Source organism: Bacillus sp. FSL R9-9492 (genome assembly GCF_038007365.1).
Taxonomy (GTDB): Bacteria; Bacillota; Bacilli; order Bacillales; family Bacillaceae_G; genus Bacillus_A; species Bacillus_A mycoides.
Map to the genome: position 1 here is coordinate 2,293,824 of NZ_JBBOXC010000001.1, position 21,683 is coordinate 2,315,506.

A 21,683-nucleotide genomic window follows, 5' to 3' on the forward strand; every position below is an offset into this window, starting at 1 on the left:
AAAAAGTGATAGTAAGCAGCCACGCCCTATGTCCATCAAGCTAAGAAAACGAGAACTTATATATTATTATCTTTAGGTGGAGGGGGAAGAATGTTTGATAAATTAAAAAGGTTATTTAAAAAAGATAAAGAGAATGATTTAGAAGATGAGAGGTATATTTCGGTTTGGAAAAAATTTTCTTTTCGTAACTTGATTTATGAAAAAATATTTTATATACTAATTCATGTAAACGGTTTACTAGATCGTATTTTGCTAGAAACGAAGGGAAGATTCGCATGGAAACAAGGGGGAGAGTAATCGGGGTTGACATCGGTACCACAAGTACGAAAACGGTTGTATTCACTGAGAAAGGAAAAGTCGTTGCTTCACATGCAATTGATTATCCAATTATTCAACCGAACGTCGGATGGGCTGAGCAAGATCCTGATGTAATATGTGCTGCTGTATATAAAACTGTAAGCGTTGCCATTGAAAAGGGTAATGTGTCACCGGAAGATATTTCTTCTATCGGGATTAGTACAGCGATGCATGCCTTAATTGCTGTAGATGAAAACGGTGCGCCGTTAACGCGCTCTATTATTTGGGCAGATAATAGAAGCACAAAGCAATCAGAAAAACTATTACAACAAATGAATGGTCATGACATTTATAGAAGAACTGGTACACCGATTCATCCGATGTCACCACTTTCTAAATTATTGTGGATGAAAGAAGAAGAAACGGAGTTATTCAGAACTGCTCATAAATTTATTTCCATTAAAGAGTATGTCATTTATCAATTATTTTCACGCTATGTAGTTGATTATTCTATTGCATCTGCTACAGGGTTATTTAATTTAAAAACATTAAACTGGGATGAAGATGTTTTAACTATGTTAAATATGTCACCAGAACAATTATCAACACCTGTACCAACTACATATATTTTATCGGGAATGAAGCCGGAATTAGCACAAAAGATGGGTATTAGTGAGGATACTCCGGTTGTTATTGGTGCAAGTGATGGTGTTCTTGCAAATGTAGGTGTCGGTGCAATATCACCTGGCTCAGCTGCAATTACGATCGGGACAAGTGGTGCGGTTCGAACAATTTCATCGAGTGTTAATACAGATGAAAAAGGAAGAACTTTTTGTTACGCATTAACAGATGAGCACTGGGTGATCGGCGGACCAACGAATAACGGTGGAGTATTACTTAGATGGTTACGTGATGAATTTGGTAGCCCAGAGCAAGAGGTAGCAAGAAAGCTTGGAATTGATCCTTATGATTTATTAATTAAGTATGCAGAAAGTGTACCAGCTGGAGCAGATGGATTACTATTTTTACCGTTTCTATCTGGAGAACGTGCACCCTACTGGAATGCAAATGCTCGAGGTACATTCTTCGGGATAAACCTTCAGCATAAACGTGAACATTTCATACGAGCAGTTATGGAAGGTGTTTGTATGAGTGTGTATTCAGTAGCACTTGCCATTCGAGATTGTACAGGGCCACTTACTGAAATACGTGTTTCAGGAGGCTTTGCGAAATCTGCATTTTGGAGACAAATGTTATCTGACATGATGGGGAAAGAATTGCTTGTTCCAGAAAGTCATGAAGCATCTGCGCTTGGGGCAGCAGCACTTGCTTTGTATGCAATTGGGAAAATTGATTCTCTTGAAGAGGTGAAGGATTGGATTGATATTGTCCATCACCATGTACCGAATAAAGAAAATACGGCTTTATATTTAGAGATGTTTTATATGTATGAACGACTTTACAATCGTTTGAAAGAAGAATTTGATTGTATAGCTGCTTTCCAACGTAAACAATAGGGGGATTGGGAGAAATGGTAGTTGGGATCGTACTAGCGGCTGTTGTTATATTACTTTTACTAATTACGGTAGTAAAATGGCATCCATTTGTCGCGTTAATTTTAACAGCAATCGGAGTTGGGCTAGCAATGGGGATGCCCTTAATTGGAACTTCACCACAACATCCGGGGATTATCGATTCTATTAAATTAGGTCTCGGTAATACGTTAGGGTTTTTAGCGATTGTTTTAGCTTTAGGAACAATGCTTGGAAAAATGATGGCTGAGTCTGGCGGTGCTGAACGAATTGCTAACACATTAATTGGACGTTTTGGGAAAAAGCGTGTTCACTGGGCAATGATGTTCGTTGCATTTATAGTAGGGATTCCGGTATTTTTCCAAGTTGGATTTGTACTATTAATTCCGTTAGTATTTACAATTGCGTTAGAAACAGGGGTATCACTTATTACAATCGGTATTCCGCTAGTAGCAGGTCTTTCGGTTGTACACGGACTTGTTCCACCGCATCCAGCAGCTATGGCAGCGGTAGGTATATTTAAAGCAGATGTAGGGAAGACAATTTTGTATGCATTAATTGTCGGACTTCCAACTGCAATAATTGCAGGTCCGCTTTACGGGAAATGGATTGGTGCTCGTATACATAAAGAAGTACCGTTAAATATAGCGGAGCAATTTATTGAAAGAGATAAGAAGAAGGAACTTCCTAGCTTCGGAAATACATTGTTTACTATTTTACTTCCAGTATTTCTTATGCTAGGTGCATCGATAGCGGAAGTAGCATTAAATAAAACAAGCCAACTTGCACAAGTATTGCATTTTATTGGAGATCCAATAGTCGCATTATTAATTGCAACGATATATTCTTTCTTTAGTCTTGGCTATGCAAAAGGGTTTTCTAAAGACAAAGTCTTACAAGTTACAAATGATTGTTTAGGCCCAATTGCAAACATACTGTTAGTTATCGGTGCAGGTGGTGCCTTTAATAAAGTGTTATTAGATTCTGGGATCGGAACTACAATTGCGGAGATGGCGAAAGAATCACATATTTCACCGATATTATTAGGTTGGGGAATTGCTGCACTTATCCGAGTTGCAACGGGATCGGCTACTGTTTCTATGATGACAGCAGCTGGAATTGTAGCACCGATTGCAGCAAGTACACCAGGAGTAAATGTAGAGTTACTGGCACTTGCAACAGGAGCAGGGTCATTAATATTATCGCATGTAAATGATTCTGGATTTTGGATGATTAAAGAGTATTTCGGAATGACTGTGAAAGAAACATTATTAACATGGACCGCAATGGAGACAATATTATCTGTTGTAGCACTTGGATTAATTTCGTTATTAAATATATTTGTATAGAATGGGAGATTGATTAATATGAAACTAGGTTTAATTGGATTAGGAAAAATGGGATTCCCATTAGCTGAACACTTACATGAAGACAAGCATGAAGTAGTTGTATACGATGTAAATAATGAGCTTGTTGAAAAGGCAGGGGAATTAGGGATTACTGCTCGTCATACGTTAAAAGAAATGATTGCTGAACTAGAAGCACCTCGTACAATTTGGGTAATGGTACCTGCAGGAGAAGTTGTTGAGTCAGTACTAAAAGATGTATATCCATTATTAGAGGAAGGCGATATCGTTATTGAAGGCGGAAATTCATTCTATAAAGATACGTTACGCCGTGCTGAAGAAGCGAAAAGCTTTGGTTTACATTATGTAGATATCGGTACATCAGGTGGTGTGGAAGGAGCTAGATACGGTGCTTGCTTAATGGTTGGTGGAGAAAAAGAAATTTATGATCAACTAGAACCTTTATTTAAAGATTTAGCAGTAGAAAATGGTTATTCATATGCAGGCCGCGTCGGTAGTGGGCATTTCTTAAAAATGGTTCACAACGGTATTGAATACGGAATGATGCAAGCAATCGCTGAAGGATTTGAAGTACTAGATAAAAGTGATTTTGATTTCAATTATGAAGATGTTGCAAAAGTATGGGCAAACGGATCGGTTATCCGTGGTTGGTTAATGGACTTAACTGAAAAAGCATTTGCAGAAGATCCGAAACTTGATGGCATTAAAGGTGTTATGAACTCTTCAGGAGAAGGGAAATGGACTGTTGAAACTGCGCTTGAATTACAAGCAGCGGCACCAGTTATCGCTATGTCATTATTTATGCGCTACCGTTCACAAGAAGATGATACATTCCATGGGAAAGTTGTCTCAGCTCTTCGTAATCAATTCGGTGGACATGAGGTTGTGAAAAATTAGTTTTGTGAAACTCATACGAAAGTATGAGTTCTTTTTTTATTTCTCATACTATTTTATGAAAGCTTTTACCTCTTTTTACTGTATTTTGTATAGAAATTTCTGATAATATAAAGGTAGAATTTTAAAACAAAGGGGAGAAATGGTTATGAAGCTAGTCGTAATTAATGGTACACCAAGAAAATTTGGAAGAACTCGCGTTGTGGCAAAATATATTGCAGAGCAATTTGAAGGGGAGTTATACGATTTAGCAGTAGCGGAATTGCCTTTATATAATGGAGAAGAATCACAACGTGAATTAGAGGCAGTAAAAAAATTAAAAGCTTTAGTGAAAGCTGCGGATGGAGTAGTACTATGTACACCAGAATATCATAATGCGATGAGCGGAGCGCTGAAAAATTCGTTAGATTACTTAAGTAGCAGTGAATTCATCCATAAGCCTGTCGCATTACTAGCAGTTGCTGGAGGAGGTAAAGGGGGAATAAACGCATTAAATAGTATGCGCACTGTCGCTAGAGGCGTTTACGCAAACGCAATTCCAAAACAAGTCGTGCTTGATGGATTACATGTGCAAGATAGTGAACTTGGAGAAGATGCAAAACCATTAATTCATGATTTAGTTAAAGAATTAAAAGCATATATGAGCGTATATAAAGAGGTGAAAAAACAATTAGGAGTTGAGTGATATGTCCTCTCTTTATCATGATTCTCGCTTGTATTACATTCTAGGAGCCAATAGTTTATCCGCTATTGGTTCCGGGATTGTTATGATAACGATTCCGTGGTTGTTAATTAAGGAAAGTGGAGGAGAGACAACATTTGGTTATGTTTCTATCGTTGCGACTCTCATCATGTTTTTATTAACGCCATTTATTGGGCAAAGTATAGATCGTTTTTCAAGAAAATCTTTGTTGTTATGTAACGAAGGTATTGGGATAGCGATTATAGGAATGATGGCTATTTGGGGATTTGCTGGGCAATCATACAATTCTATTCATTACATCATTATTTATATAGCAGGTTCTTTCTATTATCTATTATTCTATCCTACAATTTTTGCATTCAACCAAGAAATATTTCAATCTGAACATTATAAAAGTTTAAGTGGCACGATGGAGATACAAGGACAATTAACGCAAGTTATTTCAGGAGCGGCTGCTAGCTTTTTAATTGAGATTATTTCTTTGAAATGGATCTTGTTAGTGGATATGTTAACTTTTGCAGGAGCATTTTTTCTTTTCTTATGTGTACCGTATGTAAAGAAAAAAGAAGTAAAACGGAAAGCAACATTTAAGAAGCAATTGTTCGAAGGAATTCACTTTATGAAAAAGCGTCCTAAGTTATTTTGGTTTTTACTAGCGACTTATATGCCGTTTATCGGTGTCATGATGGCAAATTATTTAATCCCAGTATATATTTCAGATATACTCAAAGCTAGTGCCTCTGTATACGCAATTGAAGGTATGATGTACGGTGTCGGAGCGGTTCTTGCAGGAATAAGTATTCCAATCATGATGAAATATGTCAAAATAGAAATTTCAATCGTTATGACGATGGTTATTTATGTAATTTCAATTACCGCAATGATTATTGAGCCTTCCATTATGTTATTATATGGACTAGCGATTTTCCATGCGATTGGAAATGCTGGAACACGAGTGGCGAGAAATGTATTGATGATGGAAGAAATTCCAAATGAAGTAATGGGACGTGTGGACAGCTTATTTCGATTAATTGGTACAGGAATTCGAATTGTATTATTAATGTTGTTTACGGCAGGCGTATCTAAAGCAGGGGTGATGATCCCGTTTTATGTACTGAGCTGTATATTGATCCTATCATTAGGGATTGCTTTTTATTATGTAATTTCAAAACGTAAAACGGAAGCGAATGTGTCTAATAAATCAATTGTTTAAAAAATACTTCTGCCTCCTTTTCTTTTTCTATATAATAAAAAGAAAGGGAGTGTTAACTTATTTATGAACAAATGGATATTGCTTATAATCTTATTACTACCTCCGCTATACATCATTTATATGACGTTTCGAATGAATAAAGTTGCTCGTGAAACATTGAGTAATCACTCTCCATACGTTCTTATATTAGGTGCAAAATTATTTGGAGATAGACCGTCTTTATCTCTTCAAAATCGTTTGGATATAGCGTTGGAATATTTACATGCTCACCCTGAGGTGAAAGTAATTGTTTCAGGTGGTCAAGGGGAAGATGAAGATATACCGGAAGCTCACAGTATGAGAAACTATTTAATGGTACATGGTATAGATGAGAATCGTATTTTAATTGAAGACTGCTCTACAAATACGTATGAAAATTTAAAGTTTAGTATGGATTTATATGATGTAAAGCATGCGGTAGTTGTAAGTAATACGTATCATTTATATCGAACGAAAATAATTGCAAAGCGTTTAGGGATAAAGATGGAAGCTTTGGCTGCTGAAACACCGAGACGCTCTAAGAAAAAAGCGTATGTGCGTGAATATGCTGCAATTATGAAAACAATATTGTTCGACCGTTAGAGCTCAAATGAGAGCTCTTTTTTTGTATAATAAAGCGTATCATTTGAAATGAATGCTATATTCCATCAAAATAAAGGAAACAACATGAAAGGAGTTGTGTCTGTGATTCAATTTAATCATGTGTCAAAAGCGTATGAAGATGGCACAAAAGCAGTGGATTCATTACATTTAGAAATTAAAAAAGGAGAATTTTTTGTTCTCATTGGTCCGAGTGGTTGCGGGAAAACAACGACAATGAAGATGATTAACCGTTTAATTGAAACGACGGAAGGATCAATTTTAATCGATGGAAAAGATATTCAACAATATAACATAAACGAACTACGTTGGAATATAGGGTACGTGTTGCAGCAGATTGCGCTGTTTCCACATATGACAATTGCTGAAAATATTGCAGTTGTCCCTGAAATGAGAAAATGGACCAAAAAGGAAATAAAAGCACGTGTCGATGACTTGCTACAGATGGTTGGGCTCGATCCAGATGTATATCGTGATCGCATGCCAGATGAATTGTCGGGAGGGCAGAAACAACGTGTTGGTGTCGTACGGGCATTAGCCGCAAACCCGAAAATTGTACTTATGGACGAGCCATTTAGTGCGTTAGATCCGTTAAGTAGGGAGCAGCTTCAGAAGGATATCGTACAATTGCAAAAAAAGATTCAAAAAACAATCGTGTTCGTAACGCACGATATGCAAGAGGCTTTATCACTTGGTGATCGTATTTGTGTAATGAAAGAAGGAAAAGTTGTTCAATTAGATACACCAGAAGGAATTATACATAACCCGAAAAATGAGTTTGTAGAGGAGTTCATTGGAAATCGTGGACGACCTTGGTATGAGGGGAAGAGTATAGAAGAGGTATTGCCGCTAGACGAGGGTATACGAGTTGAAGGGAATGCTTTATCTTTACATTCGTCATTACAAGAAGCACTAGTCCGCTTACAAACTGAAGAGTCAGTGCCGGTTGAAGAGCATGGTCAATATGTTGGAGCGTTAACAAGTCGTCATATTGTCAATTACATTGTTGAACAAATGAAGGAAAGAGGCTAAACAGTGACTGATTTTATTCAAACGTTCCAAGAACGAAAAGTAGAATTGCTAAGTGCATTAAGTGAGCATTTACAAATATCGCTTATTTCACTATTTTTTGCAGTAATTATTGCAGTGCCACTCGGCATTATATTAACGAGAAAAGAACGAATGGCTGAATTTATTATAGGGACTTCTGCTGTTATGCAGACAGTGCCCTCACTTGCTTTACTTGGACTATTAATTCCGTTAGTAGGAATTGGAAAACTGCCAGCTATAATCGCATTAGTTGTGTATGCACTATTACCTATTTTACGAAATACATATACAGGAATACGGGAATTAGATGAATCACTTATAGAAGCGGCGAGAGCTATGGGGATGAATAGCTGGAAAAGATTATGGAAGGTAGAGCTTCCACTCGCATTGCCAATTATTATGGCTGGTATTCGTACAGCGATGGTATTAATTGTTGGAACGGCTACATTAGCTGCTTTAATAGGCGCTGGTGGGCTCGGTAAGCTCATATTATTAGGCATAGATCGAAACGACCATGCGCTTATCATTTTAGGGGCCGTACCAGCTGCGTTACTCGCTTTATTCTTTGATATAGTACTTCGCATACTTGAGAGCCCGAAACGCTCTTCTAAGCGCGTTATATTGACGATATGTATAGTTGTAGTAATGATAGCTGCTCCATTTCTTTGGAATACCGAAAAGAAAGACATAGTTATTGCTGGTAAACTTGGATCTGAACCAGAAATATTAATTCAAATGTACAAGCAACTTATTGAACAGGATACAGATTTACAAGTGGAATTAAAGCCAGGCCTTGGAAAAACAGCATTTGTATTCGAAGCGTTAAAATCAGGTGAAGTAGATATATACCCAGAATTTTCAGGTACAGCTTTATCTACTTTCGTGAAAGAAGAACCGAAAAGTACAAATCGTGATGAAGTATATGAACAAGCTCGTATTGGAATGGAAAAGAAATATAATATGGTTATGTTAAGGCCAATGGAGTATAACAATACATACGCACTAGCCATGCCGAAAAAAATAGCAGATCAAAATAACATAAATACAATTTCTGATTTAGGAAAAGTTGCACAGGAAGCTAAAGTAGGATTTACATTAGAATTTGCTGATCGTGAAGATGGTTATAAAGGAATGCAAAAATTATATAACTATAAGTTTTCAAATGTTAAAACGATGGAACCGAAACTGCGCTATAGTGCAATACAATCGGGAGATGTTAACGTAATCGATGCATATTCAACAGATAGTGAATTGGAGCAATATGGGCTTAAAGTGCTAAAAGATGATAAAGGACTATTCCCGCCTTATCAAGGAGCACCATTATTAAGAAAAGAGACGTTACAGAAATATCCTGAACTCGAAAAAGTATTAAATAAATTATCTGGAAAGATTACAGATGAAGAAATGAGAAAAATGAATTATGAAGTAAATGTGAATGGGAAAAGTAGCGAAGAAGTCGCAAAACAATTTTTACAAAAAGAGAAGTTACTTCGTTAATTTTACAATAAATATACAATTTTATATGTATGAAATGACCGTTCATTACAAAATGAACGGTTTTTTTGTGCATACTTATACATTTTTTCAAAAAAGTATTCCATTTTTCTTCATTTTCTTTTAGAATAAGTAATGTTTTCCTGAAAAAATATAAGAGAAACGTCTATTAGAGAAAAAGGTGACTTTAATAGTTGAACGAACATAACACCTAGAATGACAGATGGGGTGGTACAAATAGAAAAGAAGTTAGGGTTTTTTCCGTTAATCGCATTAGTAGTTGGAACGATGGTTGGTGGCGGTGTTTTTAGTTTACCGCATGATTTAGCAGTAGGAGCAAATAGTGGTGCAACGATAATTGGTTGGTGTATTACAGCAATGGGAATGATTCCACTTGCGCTCGTATATCAAACGTTAGCAAGACAAAAACCGGAGCTTGAGGGCGGAATCTATAGTTATGCACGAGCTGGATTCGGTGAATATATTGGTTTTAACAGTGCTTGGGGATACTGGCTAGCAGGGATTTTAGGAAATGTTGCAACAATTATGTTACTGTTTAGTACATTAGGTTACTTCTTCCCAATTTTTAAAGGCGGAAATAATGTTGCGTCAATCGTAGGTGCATCACTTTTATTATGGACATTGCATTTTCTAATTTTATTTGGAATTCGTGAAGCCTCCATTATGAATGTTATCGCAACGATTGGGAAATTAGTTCCGATCTTATTATTTATTGTCGTGATGGTAACAGCGTTTCGCTGGGATACATTTACACATGACTTTTGGGGCGAAGGAACTATCTCAGTTTCCTCTGTACTAGGTCAAGTGAAAAATACAATGCTCGTAACCCTTTGGGTGTTCATTGGGGTTGAAGGAGCAGTTGTATTATCAGGAAGAGCTAAAAATAGTAGAGACGTTGGAAAAGCGACAGTACTTGGACTTATTTTAGTAATGTCTATTTATATTTTAATTTCTGTTCTGTCAATGGGAGCCATGACAAGAAAAGAACTTTCAGTATTAGAGACTCCTTCAATGGGACATGTATTAGAACATGTTGTTGGGCCATGGGGTGCAATGGCAATTAATATTGGATTAGTTGCGTCACTTGTAGGTACATTAATTGGCTGGTTTTTACTTGTTTCTGAAATTTCTCACGTAGCAGGAAAAGACGGCGTGTTTCCGAAAGTCTTTACGAAAACAAATAAGAAACAAACGCCGCATATGGCATTGTGGATTTCAAATATCGTTGCCCAAACTATATTTATAATCGTTTTGTTTTCACAATCGACATATCAAATTATGTATTTTATTGCGTCAACATCTATATTACTGCCGTACTTATTATCAGCGCTATTTCAATTGAAATTAGTCATCACGAAAGAGCTGAAAGTTGCGAGAGTAAAAAATGGATTGTTAGCATTAATTGCTTCCCTATACTCTGTATGGTTAATTTATGCAGCTGGTTTAAAGAATTTATTGCTTGTTTCAATCGTATATGGTATTGGGATTCTCGTGTATATGTTTGCAAGAAAAGAAAAAGGGAATCGTTGTTTTGCAGGCAAAGAGCGATATGTGATGTGGGCAATTGTTATTGCAGCTATTACATCACTTTATATGTTACTGACAGGAACTATAAAAATGTAAAAGTCCTTTTAATTTAAAGGGCTTTTTTCCTTGTCTAGAGAATATTTAATACATAAGATATTCAGGAGGGATGAAAATGGAAGAAAAAGAACAGTTGTCTAGAATTATGGATTTAGCTAGTGATTTAAGGAAAGTATTAGTACAAGAATCTTTTTTTAATCATCATCCTGAACTTCGAGGCGTGATTGAAAATTTAGCGAGTTCTGTAGAGAATTTGGCGAGTTTGCAGCAAAATAAAGATGAAAATGCCGAAGATCGATTACGGTACGTACTTGCTAAAATGAAAATCGCTCATAATGCCATTTTACAAGAAAAAAAAGCATTTCCTTCTCATTAATATACGTTTTAATTTTGAACCTGACGGATGACGTCAGGTTTTTTATTTCTAGTTTTAGATTGTAGTTCATACAATAAGGATAGTATGAAAAAAAGAAGGTGACTACGTTGAAATTACATAAAGCTCTTCATCCAAGTTTTATAAAGCGAATGTATTATATGAGGTTTATTGGGAAGTTTGCAAAAGCTGAGGGAGAGAAGAATGGAGAAAATTTCTTTGTACAATGTCTTTCTTCAATACCTTTAACTTTACAAGAGTTATTTCCGACTGGAAAATATTTGTTTGAAGGATTATGCAGTAATAAAAAGAATGAAAAAATCTTTACTGATTTAAAGAAGCATAAATTAGAAAAGCAACTGGTTATGTTTCGTCTTTATTATGATCGTGGAAATTTATTTCTGGAATTAATATGCACAGAAGAGCCTCGGGAAATAGCATCTTCATATAAAGTGATTCCTTCACCAAAGGTCTCAAATTATAAAAAGAGAGCGTCATTGGAACGGAAGTTAAGCAACGGTTATTTATCATTTCTTATGCCTAAATTACCAAAAGACTTTGAGCCTCCAGAATTATTGTGGCATGAAGGAAGGCTATATGGAAATTTATCGTTAAAATCATCAATAAGTTCAATTTCATATTTTGAGCAAAGAAAAGAATGCAAATATATTGAAATAAACGATTGGATGAAACATGTAGAAATAGCAGTAGATGATCATTTATATTTTGTAAGTGAAAATGTGTATGACCAACTAAATAAACGAATTGCTGAAGAAGGTAAGTTAGTTGAAGTAGAAGATATTAAAATGCAAAAGGATGACTGGGAATGGGATGAGCGTGAATCCTCTTTTTTGCAGTATGTACAAAGTATGGTTCGTAATAAAGGGTTATATTTGGATGATACAGATATATATAATTTTCACATTAGTATTAAAACCAATATGTTAACAATTGTTGGTGGTATACCAGGTGTTGGGAAATCACGCTTTGTGCAAGCTTATGCAGAATCACTTGGGTTACGTTATGGGGAAGAATTAATTTGGATTCCGATTTCACCATCGTATCAAGAACCACATGATATTCTCGGTTACCTTCATCCGAATGGTAATTTTATTGAAAGTGAAACGAAGTTAGTTCGGACATTGTTAAAGGCTAAAGAAAATCCAAATCAATTGTATATAATTGTGTTCGATGAAATGAACATGTCACATATTGAGCATTGGTTTACTCCGTTTCTATCCGTTCTTCAACTTGAAAAGAAAAATCGTATTTTGAGTTTGTATGAGAAAGTACAAGAAATAGAAAATCAAATTCCACCTTCAGTGGAAATTGGTGAGAATATTATTTTCGTAGGCACTGTAAATTTTGATGAAACGACGAAAGAGCTTTCCGATCGATTATTAGATCGAACAAATTTGATTACATTACAAAAAATTCCGTTTTGCGAGATGAGTATAGAACATGAGAAAGTTGTTCAGCAACCCCCGCTGAAAGTAACAACGGGAGAATTTCGACTCAATTGGTTTAGGAATAAAGAGATGATCGAAGTGTATACTGAAGAGGAATTAGAGTTATTGGATAAGTTACATGATGTATTATCATCACACGATATATCAAAAGGAATTTCTTTCCGATGTGCAAGCGCAATCGCTACGTATTTGCAAAATATACCGTTCCAAAATAATCAGTCCTATATGATTAGCAGGGAAGAAGGTTTTGATTTGCAAATAAAGCAGCGTGTATTAACGAAATTAAGGGGGACAGAAATGACAGTGGGCCCTCTACTTTCTGAAGAAGCAAAAAGGGGAGCGACATTGATACCACTTTTACAGTCTCCGCTTGCAAATCGTGTATCTACATTTGAACATTCTTTAGCTTATATAAGACAAAAGCGTAGAGAACTGGAGCTGTATGGCTATGCAAAATGAGGAGCGTTATGAAACAGCAATCGTCGATACGAAAGAAACGCTCCCGTTTGTATTGAAGCTAATTATTGGTACTGAGGGGAAAGGCGATTTTATCCTTTTAAACCGGCTTTGTACGTCTACTACAGCATTAGTTCAATGTATTTATAAAGTACAGGAATTAAAACCACTGAAATTACATTTCCATTATCAAAATCCAATGGATATTACATTCATATGGAATAAAGTATATGAGGGACAAAAGAATATAAAAGAGTCACAATATGAATTAAATGAAAAAAAACAAAGAGTATTAGTGTATGAACATGGAAAAACTGAATTTTTTTATCCGTGGCGCTGTGGCTTATACCATTTTGAAGTGCGTATAGAAGATAAAACTTATTATGGTGCGTTTCAAGTTGTTCCTAAAAACTTTTTTGATGACCAATTTGAAATGATTCAAGATTATGTGAAGTCAATTTTAAACGAGTTAATTTTAGATAGAGGTTATTACAAGAAAACTTTCTCAGCACTTAGCGATATTGAAGATTCTTCTTATTTGGTATTGTTAAGAAAGTTGCCACAAAAAATGAAAAGAATAAAACAAATTTTTAAGAAAGTAGAATCGAATGCGGAATTTGTACACGAATATGAATGGGAAACGAAAGCGCGGAAGGCAACGAGAAAAACTGCCATTATGACAGAAAGAAAGCTTTATGCGAAATATTACAACCGTAAATTTAAGGAGCAAAAAAATAGTATTGAAAATGCATTTCTTAAATTTAAAACGATGCAATTCTATTATTATTTACTTGAAGCAGAAATTTTTGTACGTAAAACTATTGAAATACTAGAAGGAGAAAAGAAGAAAAAGTCAGATGAATTTCAAGCTGTTAAAACAATTATGAAAACGATTGAACGAAATGGATCCGTGACGGATAGGGAAAAACAAAAATATAGAAATCTACATTTACTGAAAGAAGCAGATTTACGGAAAAGTTCTGTGAAAATACAAGAATATAAAATATTAGCTCATATCGTATATGAAAGTGTGCAATACTTTCGAAATTTATTGTATTCTCCATTTTGGAGGGAAGTTTCTGAAACAGCTACCATTAATTCGAACACTTTATCTATACCGCATCAACAATTAATCCACCATTTAGAATTGTTACCGCAACATACGGAGCAACCTCCATCTTTATTATTCGTATATAAACCAACGTTTTTAGTGTATGAGTATTACGCTTTTTTTATCGTTATTTCTATATTAGAACAAATCGGATTTGAAGATAAGAATCCTATTCGTGAACAAATACAAGAACATTTTTATTTAGACGGATTACAAGATGGAACGACAGTGATTTTACATCGAGATGATATAAAAGTGCACGTCGCGTTTAATGATTTAATTGAAACACACCCTCTTATTGCACTAAGCAAAGGAAGTAATTTTTATAACGGAGAGGACACAAAGAAGCCGGATATTCGTTTAGATTGTTATGTAAAGGAAGAAGAGAAGTATGTATATAAATCTTCTATTATTATCGAAGTGAAATACAGCCCTATGTACAATATTTTTCAGCCTGTCGGTAATACGAAAGCAACGGAGCAAATGTATAAATACTGGTCTATTAAGTATGTAGAAGAACAGAATGGTAAACGAATTTTTAAGCGAAGAGCGATTTATGAAGTGATTTGTGTATATCCAGGTAGCCATATGCATAGTAAAAAAATTGAATCTGGATGTGGAGTGTTTTTACAACTATATCCATATAAAACGAAACAAGGAGAAGAGAAGTTGGCTGGGAAGCATGGGATGATTCAAATTTTTGAGAAATGGTTAAAAAGTAATAAAATGTAAAAGGAATCCTTTTTAATGAAGGATTTCTTTAGGTTAAGAAGAATTATATGCAGTACGGAAAGACACATTATACGGTTCGAACTTGATTTGATAGTGATTATCATTTTTTATTAGAGTAATTGAATCTTGTTATGTTTGTAACAGTATGGGGAATTAAGGGGTTTTGCATGTGTATTAATGACTAATAAGTAGGAATTTAATTCATTTTGCAGAATATAATAAGACATAAATATTTTTAGTTGCATACGAAGATTTGTTCTTATATGATAGTAAGTGAAAGCGTTATCAAAAACAGAGCGGCGATGGGAAAGGCGGTTAAATATGTTCCAGCGTGTTCAAACAAAGGAAGAGCATTTTTGGTTCGAGCAACTGTGGGGAGATTTTTGTGAAGAAAGAAACTTAATGTTTGTAGAACGTAATTTAAATCCATCACGATTTTTATTAATAGAAGATGAACATCATATTGGTACAGTAGAATGTATTAAGTTTACAGTACCTGAACAATCAAATTCTGAGTTTTTCTATCCGTTTTCTAAAAATGATTTAGTGAAAGATTTGAAAAATGTGTATGAAATAGGAAAGTTAAGTATTGCGAAAACGTCTCGGGGGAGAGGACATTTCAAAAGGCTGGCAGCTATTTTATTTATGCATGCGTTAGAGACGAAAGCGGAATGGTATATTGCAGCAGTTACAAAAAGAATGTATATGTATTTACTTACACTCGGTTTTCCAATCGAACCGATAGATAGTCCATTCCAGTTTCATGATACTTTACAAGGTGTACCAGTGCGAATTCATGCTCGAAAAGGTGCTACACATCTGTATTCTTTGAAAGAATTCCGTGATATTATTCAAGGGAATGCTCATGCGCAGGCACTTATTGCAGAATACAGTAAAAATATTATGTTAACAAAATGAAAATATATGAATATGTATAGTATGAAGAAGAGTTACTTATTACGGGCATCTGTTTTCATACAAAAAGTAGACCCTTATTCTCAGAATAAGGGTCTAAAATATTATAGTCCAAATATACTAAAAATCATTTTACGACGCTTCGGTTTCTTTTCTCTTTCATATGTTGGTTTTGCATCAGGAGTAATGTATATTGGTTCTTCTTTTTTTAGGGCAGCTTCTAGTTTTTGAATTCGTTCTAACATTTCCTCTATTTCGCGGCGATGTTGTAAAAGTTGGTATGTAACGACATCATTTGCTTTATCTTGCATTTGTTCTTCCATTCGATCTAGTCTTCTCGTAATTGTGGTAAATTGAGCTGTTAATTGCTCAAAATCATTCGATGATGTGTTTTGAACAATTGTGTTTACTTGAGTTTTTAATTTTTCTACATCATTTGAAGATGGTTTTTGAGTAGTTTGAGAGTTTTGAGGCTGGTCCATTTGAGAGCGATGGTATTCTAACATTAGATCTAAATCACCTTGTGTGAAAATAAAATGACCATATTTATTTTTTTTAATCGTAAGATTTAATTGTTGTGCAATCCGGACAACAGCCTTTGGGCTAACACCTAATTTCTTTGCGATAAATGGTGTTTTATATTCCAAAATAATCCCTCCTATATATATCCTGTTGAATGATTTCTAGTTATGTAGCAAGTTCCCTTCAGGTGTGACAAAAGAAGTGTGGAATCGGCAAAGAAAGTGTTTTTTCACGAAGTTCAGCTGTTTAGCACATACTATTTATATAAATCATTTTTAGTTATCGGAAAATTGGGCTTATTATAGTTTGACGATAATAAGCTAATTAGATTATCATAATTATAAATATCTTTTTTATGTATGCATATAATATATAAAAAGGTGGTTACTAATGTAGAATTTTATTAGAGTATAAGAATGCTTACTTCACTTGAATAAATTTAAGTAGGAGGTGGCTTCCTTGCTTACACTGTAAGTAAGGAAAAGTATTTGGACATATATAGTATAAGTATAGTGATTGTTTTAATTGCCTTAACGGCATTTTTCGTTGCAGCAGAATTTGCAATTGTTAAAGTGAGGAGTTCACGAATTGACTACTTAATTGCAAAAGGAAATAATCGTGCAATATCTGTCAAAACAATCATTACAAACTTAGACGAATATTTATCAGCTTGTCAATTAGGAATAACTGTTACAGCTCTTGGGATTGGGTGGTCTGGTAAACCTGCGCTAAAGCACATGTTTGATGTGTTGTTTGCAAATTGGAACGTCCCTACTCAACTCGCAGACATTTTAGCTATAATTTTAGTATTTTTGTTTATCACATTTTTCCATGTGGTAGTAGGAGAGTTAGCTCCAAAAACATTTGCGATTCAAAAAGCAGAACAAGTGAGTTTCTTTGTTGCTAAGCCACTCATTTTGTTTTATCGTATTGCATTCCCATTCATTTGGATTTTAAATGGATCAGCTCGGTTAATTACAAAGTTTCTTGGGTTGAAACCACCAAAAGGGCATGATGAAGTGCATTCAGAAGAAGAATTGCGGTTGTTAGTTTCAGAAAGTTATAAAAATGGTGAGATTAATCAATCTGAATATAAGTATGTGAATAAAATATTTGAATTTGATGATCGTATTGCGAAAGAAATAATGGTACCACGAACAGAGATGAATATTTTAAATAAAGAAATGCCTGCTGAAGAGGCTTTACAAAAAATGTCTCATGAAAAATATACGAGGTATCCGGTTGTTGATGGTGATAAGGACCATGTAATAGGCTTTGTGAATTTTAAAGATATATTTACAGATTTTGTGAAGCACCGAGTTGTTAGTGAAAAGACAGTGGAGCAATATATTAGGCCAATTATTTTAGTTATTGAATCTATCCCGATTCATGATCTATTTTTAAAAATGCAAAGAGAAAGAACACATATCGCTATATTAATTGATGAATATGGTGGTACATCAGGTCTTGTAACCGTTGAAGATATTTTAGAAGAAATTGTAGGGGATATTCAAGATGAGTTCGATACTGATGAACAACCGGAAATCCAACAAGTTAGTGAGACGAAAACGATTTTAGAGGGAAAAGTACTTGTTAGTGAAGTGAACGCATTATTAGGTTTGACTATTGACGACGATGATGTCGATACGATTGGCGGTTGGATCCTAACAAAAAATATTGAGATTTCCGAGGGTGATACCATTGAGATTGAAAATTATAAATTTTGCGTAAAAAAATTAGATGGACACTATATTAAGAGATTAGAAGTAACGAAACCTTCAGAATCGATTGTTATTGTAGGAGATGAAAAAAAGATTTCGCTCCAAGAACAAATTAGTTCGTAAACTCTGCTTTGTAGCAGAGTTTTTTTGAGCAAAATGTTTTTTGATGTATTAGGGCTATGATACAATTACACAAGTCAGACCTTTCACTAGGTGAAATAAATGAAATGTATTATTGTATACATATATTCGGAAGGAGAACCACTATGAAAAAACATTTATATATAAATGGGGTATGGAAATCAGTAGAGACGTATAAACCATTGTATGCACCATATTCTGAAGAAACATTAGCGGAGATTGCGCAAGGTACAGAAGATGACGTTAAGGAAGCAATAGTTTCGGCCAAAAATGCAATGAAAGAAATGAAAAAATTATCCGCATACGACCGTGCAACTATTTTAGAAAAGGTTGCACAAAAAATGGATGAGAGAAGAGAAGAGTTTGCAGAGATTATCGCAAAAGAAGCTGCAAAACCAATTCGTGCTGCACGGGGAGAAGTAGATCGCACTGTTCAAACATATAAGTTTGCAGCTGAAGAAGCGAAGCGAATATATGGTGAGACGTTACCATTAGATGCTGCACCAGGAGCAGGTGGCCGTATAGCGTATACAATTCGACAACCAATCGGGGTTATTGGTGCTATTACACCGTTTAATTTTCCACTTAATTTAGTAGCACATAAGGTAGGCCCAGCAATTGCGGCTGGAAATACTATTGTGCTAAAGCCTGCCGACCAAACGCCACTTTCTTCGTATGCATTGGTAGAATTATTTGAAGAAGCTGGTTTACCAAAGGGAGCTTTCAATATAATTTCTGGACCTGGATCTGTTGTAGGTGAGGCATTAGTAAAAGATGAGAACGTTGCTAGTATTACTTTTACAGGAAGTCCGAAAGTAGGTATTGGAATTAAGGAAAAAGCCGGGTTGAAACGAGTGACGTTAGAATTAGGATCGAACGCTGCAGTAATTATTGATGAAGATGTTGAATTGACAGACGAAATAATTGAACGTGTAAAATGGGGCGCGTTTGTGAATAATGGACAAGTTTGTATTTCAGTACAACGTGTTTTTGTGCATGAACGCAAAATGGAAGAGTTTATTACAAAATTAACGAAAGCAATGGAAAACGTTGTAGTAGGAGACCCGCTTCATGAAGAAACAGATGTATCAGCACTTATTTCAAAAAAAGATGTAGAACGTATAAATTCATGGGTGGAAGAGGCAGTTAAGGAAGGAGCTAATGTTGTATACGGTGGTAACAAACGTGATGCAAGGATTTTTGAACCAACTGTATTAACAAATGTTCCAGATTATGTATCTGTTCAGTGCCAAGAAGTATTTGGTCCACTTATGACTGTAAATACATTTAAAGAATTTGATGAGGCTTTAGAACAAGTAAATAATTCACGTTATGGATTACAAGCAGGTGTATTTACAAACAATCTATGTAAGGCAATGCGTGCAATTGATGAATTAGAAGTCGGTGGTGTCATGATTAATGATATTCCAACGTTCAGAGTAGATCATATGCCTTATGGCGGTGTGAAAGAGAGTGGCACAGGCCGTGAAGGGATTAAATATGCAATAGAAGAAATGACAGAAATGAAATTAGTGTGTATTAAAAAATAAAGTAGATCGAGCTTAAACACCGCAATAAAAAACGAGCAGGAAATGTTTACGATTCCATACTCGTTTTTTATTGTTTGTTTTACGTTTCTCGGAACGATTACATTTAATCAAGTGTACCTTTTACTTCATTTCTTGTTTGAAAATATCATCTTCGACATAAATATGTTCTTTATCTACAGCAGTGCTATGAGAGAGTACTAAACCTATTGGTGTTTCAGTACCTTTATTTTGAACAATTGTAAAAGGAATGTTTTTTTCAGTTGCTAATTTAATGTATTTTGATAAATGTGGGTAAGCAATGCTTCCATTTAGGAATAGTTGTAATGATTGAGAAGAACGTATGTTACCCGTTACTTCTGTATACACATTACTTTGCATTACTTGACCGATTGTTAAAGCGATTTCTACACGCTCACGTAATGTAGTTAAGTACATATTACGTTCTTCTGGTTTGTTTTGCTTTTGGCCATATATGCCTTCTTGGAGATAGTCTTCCACATTTTTATTTACCATATTTTTCACACCTTTCACTTCTTATTGTACGCAAGAATTAAAAAGGATGCAAAAAAAAAGTAGTTTTGAACAGGAAAATAATTAAAAAAATGAGAAGAGAAAAGGGATATATGAATAAAACTTATTTATATAAGAAGGGAAAAATAAATTTTATCAACAGAAATTAACAAAATGTGACAACAATCTATTAACGAAATGTATTTTTTGTGTTAATATTCAAAATATAAAGGGTATTCGTCGTATGGAAATGGAGGGAATGGAGGTTTTTCCAATCGATAAGGATATTAAAGAAGTATTTTGTTCGCACTTGAAAAACAACAGGCACCAATTCGTAGAGAACTGGAAAAACAAAATGATAATTTCCGAAAAAGATCCATTTAAACAAGAGGTAGTTCAAAATGGAGCGAATTTATTAGAGTTAATTATCGAGCTTATTATGGAAGATAAAGACATTAATTATCTTCAGCCATTATGTGAGAAAATTGCCATTGAGCGTGCAGGGGCAGATGCGAATATTGGAGATTTTGTTTACAATGCAAATGTGGGAAGAAATGAACTTTTTGAAGCAATGTGCGAATTGGATGTAAGCGCTCGAGAACTGAAACCGATTATGGCCAAAATACATACTTGTTTTGACAAATTAATTTATTATACCGTTTTAAAATACTCAGAAATTATATCGAGGAATTTAGAAGAAAAACAGCAATATATAAATGAAACACATAAAGAAAGGCTTACGATTCTAGGGCAAATGTCGGCTAGTTTTGTACATGAATTTCGTAATCCGCTAACTTCGATTATGGGATTTGTAAAGTTATTGAAGACAGATCACCCTAATCTATCGTATTTAGATATTATTTCACATGAATTAGATCAATTAAATTTTAGGATTTCGCAATTTTTACTTGTATCGAAAAAAGAAATGTGGAATGAATCTGAACGTTTTTTGGTAAATGACTTATTTCAAGATATTATACAATTCTTATATCCAAGTTTAGTTAATGCAAATGTTTTGATTGAAAAGAATTTGCCGTATCCTATTCCACTCGTTGGTTACCGGAGTGAAGTGAAGCAAGTAGTTTTAAATATTTTAATGAATTCGATTGATGCTCTTGAATCGGTGAAAGAAGAGCGGAAAATTATCATTGATGTATTTGAAGAGGATCAGGCTGTTCGCATTGTTATAAAAAATAATGGACCTATGATTCCAGCAGACAATGTAGAGACTATTTTTGAGCCATTTGTAACTACTAAAAAGCTAGGAACTGGTATTGGACTATTTGTATGTAAACAAATTGTAGAAAAACATAAAGGATCCATATTGTGTCGTTCGGATAACGATTGGACAGAATTTCAAATTACGTTTCAAAAGTAAACAGTCTACAC

At 34.7% G+C, this 21,683-nt stretch carries 19 protein-coding genes; 17 read left to right on the forward strand and 2 right to left on the reverse strand.

The window, feature by feature from the left end; genetic code table 11:
* Positions 1 to 90 precede the first annotated feature (90 nt).
* The 14 genes from MKY70_RS11605 (at position 91) to MKY70_RS11670 (ending at position 15,853) form a co-directional block, all read left to right on the forward strand.
* Positions 91 to 297, forward strand: coding sequence for a hypothetical protein (locus tag MKY70_RS11605; RefSeq protein WP_341024308.1), 207 nt, complete (start codon positions 91 to 93; stop codon positions 295 to 297).
* Positions 276 to 1,814: a gluconokinase gene (gene gntK / locus MKY70_RS11610; protein WP_341024310.1), complete on the forward strand. Its 1,539-nt coding sequence runs from the start codon at positions 276 to 278 to the stop codon at positions 1,812 to 1,814. Before MKY70_RS11605 ends, gntK begins: the two co-directional genes overlap by 22 nt.
* Before the next feature lie 14 nt (positions 1,815 to 1,828).
* Positions 1,829 to 3,178, forward strand: coding sequence for a GntP family permease (locus MKY70_RS11615; RefSeq protein ID WP_328011124.1), 1,350 nt, complete (start codon positions 1,829 to 1,831; stop codon positions 3,176 to 3,178).
* Positions 3,179 to 3,196: 18 nt separating this feature from the next.
* Entirely contained in the window at positions 3,197 to 4,093 is an 897-nt protein-coding gene (gene gnd / locus MKY70_RS11620) for a phosphogluconate dehydrogenase (NAD(+)-dependent, decarboxylating) (RefSeq protein WP_002012680.1), read from the forward strand.
* Between the two features lie 145 nt (positions 4,094 to 4,238).
* A complete protein-coding gene (locus MKY70_RS11625) occupies positions 4,239 to 4,775 on the forward strand; it encodes an NADPH-dependent FMN reductase (protein ID WP_002031805.1) in 537 nt (178 codons plus the stop codon).
* Position 4,776: 1 nt separating this feature from the next.
* Positions 4,777 to 6,006, forward strand: coding sequence for an MFS transporter (locus tag MKY70_RS11630; protein ID WP_341024318.1), 1,230 nt, complete (start codon positions 4,777 to 4,779; stop codon positions 6,004 to 6,006).
* A 63-nt stretch (positions 6,007 to 6,069) separates the two neighbouring features.
* Entirely contained in the window at positions 6,070 to 6,627 is a 558-nt protein-coding gene (locus tag MKY70_RS11635) for a YdcF family protein (RefSeq protein ID WP_002165881.1), read from the forward strand.
* A 102-nt stretch (positions 6,628 to 6,729) separates the two neighbouring features.
* The gene (locus MKY70_RS11640; RefSeq protein WP_033709046.1) at positions 6,730 to 7,677 is read left to right on the forward strand and encodes an ABC transporter ATP-binding protein; all 948 of its coding nucleotides are present in this window, start codon (positions 6,730 to 6,732) and stop codon (positions 7,675 to 7,677) included.
* A 3-nt stretch (positions 7,678 to 7,680) separates the two neighbouring features.
* A complete protein-coding gene (locus MKY70_RS11645) occupies positions 7,681 to 9,192 on the forward strand; it encodes an ABC transporter permease/substrate-binding protein (RefSeq protein ID WP_002031797.1) in 1,512 nt (503 codons plus the stop codon).
* Positions 9,193 to 9,405: 213 nt separating this feature from the next.
* Positions 9,406 to 10,833 carry a basic amino acid/polyamine antiporter gene (locus MKY70_RS11650; protein WP_002085826.1) on the forward strand — a complete coding sequence of 476 codons (1,428 nt, stop codon included), beginning with the start codon at positions 9,406 to 9,408 and terminating at the stop codon, positions 10,831 to 10,833.
* Positions 10,834 to 10,909: 76 nt separating this feature from the next.
* Positions 10,910 to 11,170, forward strand: coding sequence for a hypothetical protein (locus MKY70_RS11655; RefSeq protein ID WP_002085825.1), 261 nt, complete (start codon positions 10,910 to 10,912; stop codon positions 11,168 to 11,170).
* 107 nt (positions 11,171 to 11,277) lie between these two features.
* Positions 11,278 to 13,095, forward strand: coding sequence for an AAA family ATPase (locus MKY70_RS11660; protein WP_002012669.1), 1,818 nt, complete (start codon positions 11,278 to 11,280; stop codon positions 13,093 to 13,095).
* The gene (locus MKY70_RS11665) at positions 13,085 to 14,935 is read left to right on the forward strand and encodes a hypothetical protein (protein ID WP_002136129.1); all 1,851 of its coding nucleotides are present in this window, start codon (positions 13,085 to 13,087) and stop codon (positions 14,933 to 14,935) included. The genes MKY70_RS11660 and MKY70_RS11665 overlap by 11 nt, the downstream gene beginning before the upstream one ends.
* Positions 14,936 to 15,256: 321 nt before the next feature.
* Positions 15,257 to 15,853 carry a hypothetical protein gene (locus MKY70_RS11670; RefSeq protein ID WP_002085820.1) on the forward strand — a complete coding sequence of 199 codons (597 nt, stop codon included), beginning with the start codon at positions 15,257 to 15,259 and terminating at the stop codon, positions 15,851 to 15,853.
* A gap of 101 nt (positions 15,854 to 15,954) precedes the next feature.
* Here the strand turns inward: MKY70_RS11670 and racA are convergent, their stop codons facing one another.
* Positions 15,955 to 16,497, reverse strand: a complete 543-nt coding sequence (racA, locus tag MKY70_RS11675; protein ID WP_002012665.1) for a chromosome-anchoring protein RacA — start codon at positions 16,495 to 16,497, stop codon at positions 15,955 to 15,957.
* Between the two features lie 363 nt (positions 16,498 to 16,860).
* On the opposite strand from racA, the gene MKY70_RS11680 reads away from it, so the two are divergent.
* Together MKY70_RS11680 and MKY70_RS11685 are read left to right on the forward strand one after the other, a co-directional pair.
* Positions 16,861 to 18,216 (forward strand): hemolysin family protein, encoded by a 1,356-nt coding sequence (locus MKY70_RS11680; protein WP_002127238.1) that lies wholly within the window; start codon positions 16,861 to 16,863, stop codon positions 18,214 to 18,216.
* A 143-nt stretch (positions 18,217 to 18,359) separates the two neighbouring features.
* A complete protein-coding gene (locus tag MKY70_RS11685) occupies positions 18,360 to 19,784 on the forward strand; it encodes an aldehyde dehydrogenase family protein (RefSeq protein ID WP_002085816.1) in 1,425 nt (474 codons plus the stop codon).
* A gap of 120 nt (positions 19,785 to 19,904) precedes the next feature.
* Here MKY70_RS11685 and MKY70_RS11690 read toward each other — a convergent pair whose 3' ends face one another.
* Entirely contained in the window at positions 19,905 to 20,297 is a 393-nt protein-coding gene (locus tag MKY70_RS11690; protein WP_002085811.1) for a YueI family protein, read from the reverse strand.
* A 241-nt stretch (positions 20,298 to 20,538) separates the two neighbouring features.
* Here MKY70_RS11690 and MKY70_RS11695 point away from each other — a divergent pair, with 241 nt between their 5' ends.
* The gene (locus MKY70_RS11695; RefSeq protein ID WP_002031784.1) at positions 20,539 to 21,672 is read left to right on the forward strand and encodes a BA2291 family sporulation histidine kinase; all 1,134 of its coding nucleotides are present in this window, start codon (positions 20,539 to 20,541) and stop codon (positions 21,670 to 21,672) included.
* The last annotated feature ends 11 nt before the right edge of the window (positions 21,673 to 21,683 follow it).

What these genes read in the sequence shown, in the direction of transcription:
- MKY70_RS11625 (WP_002031805.1), top strand. Translation starts at nt 4,239, where the DNA reads ATGAAGCTAGTCGTAATTAATGGTACACCAAGAAAATTTGGAAGAACT.
- MKY70_RS11630 (WP_341024318.1), top strand. Translation starts at nt 4,777, where the DNA reads ATGTCCTCTCTTTATCATGATTCTCGCTTGTATTACATTCTAGGAGCC.
- MKY70_RS11605 (WP_341024308.1), top strand. Translation starts at nt 91, where the DNA reads ATGTTTGATAAATTAAAAAGGTTATTTAAAAAAGATAAAGAGAATGAT.
- MKY70_RS11635 (WP_002165881.1), top strand. Translation starts at nt 6,070, where the DNA reads ATGAACAAATGGATATTGCTTATAATCTTATTACTACCTCCGCTATAC.
- MKY70_RS11615 (WP_328011124.1), top strand. Translation starts at nt 1,829, where the DNA reads ATGGTAGTTGGGATCGTACTAGCGGCTGTTGTTATATTACTTTTACTA.
- MKY70_RS11690 (WP_002085811.1), bottom strand. Translation starts at nt 20,297, where the DNA reads ATGGTAAATAAAAATGTGGAAGACTATCTCCAAGAAGGCATATATGGC.
- MKY70_RS11665 (WP_002136129.1), top strand. Translation starts at nt 13,085, where the DNA reads ATGCAAAATGAGGAGCGTTATGAAACAGCAATCGTCGATACGAAAGAA.
- MKY70_RS11650 (WP_002085826.1), top strand. Translation starts at nt 9,406, where the DNA reads ATGACAGATGGGGTGGTACAAATAGAAAAGAAGTTAGGGTTTTTTCCG.
- gntK (WP_341024310.1), top strand. Translation starts at nt 276, where the DNA reads ATGGAAACAAGGGGGAGAGTAATCGGGGTTGACATCGGTACCACAAGT.
- MKY70_RS11670 (WP_002085820.1), top strand. Translation starts at nt 15,257, where the DNA reads ATGTTCCAGCGTGTTCAAACAAAGGAAGAGCATTTTTGGTTCGAGCAA.
- MKY70_RS11695 (WP_002031784.1), top strand. Translation starts at nt 20,539, where the DNA reads ATGGAAATGGAGGGAATGGAGGTTTTTCCAATCGATAAGGATATTAAA.
- MKY70_RS11685 (WP_002085816.1), top strand. Translation starts at nt 18,360, where the DNA reads ATGAAAAAACATTTATATATAAATGGGGTATGGAAATCAGTAGAGACG.
- gnd (WP_002012680.1), top strand. Translation starts at nt 3,197, where the DNA reads ATGAAACTAGGTTTAATTGGATTAGGAAAAATGGGATTCCCATTAGCT.
- MKY70_RS11655 (WP_002085825.1), top strand. Translation starts at nt 10,910, where the DNA reads ATGGAAGAAAAAGAACAGTTGTCTAGAATTATGGATTTAGCTAGTGAT.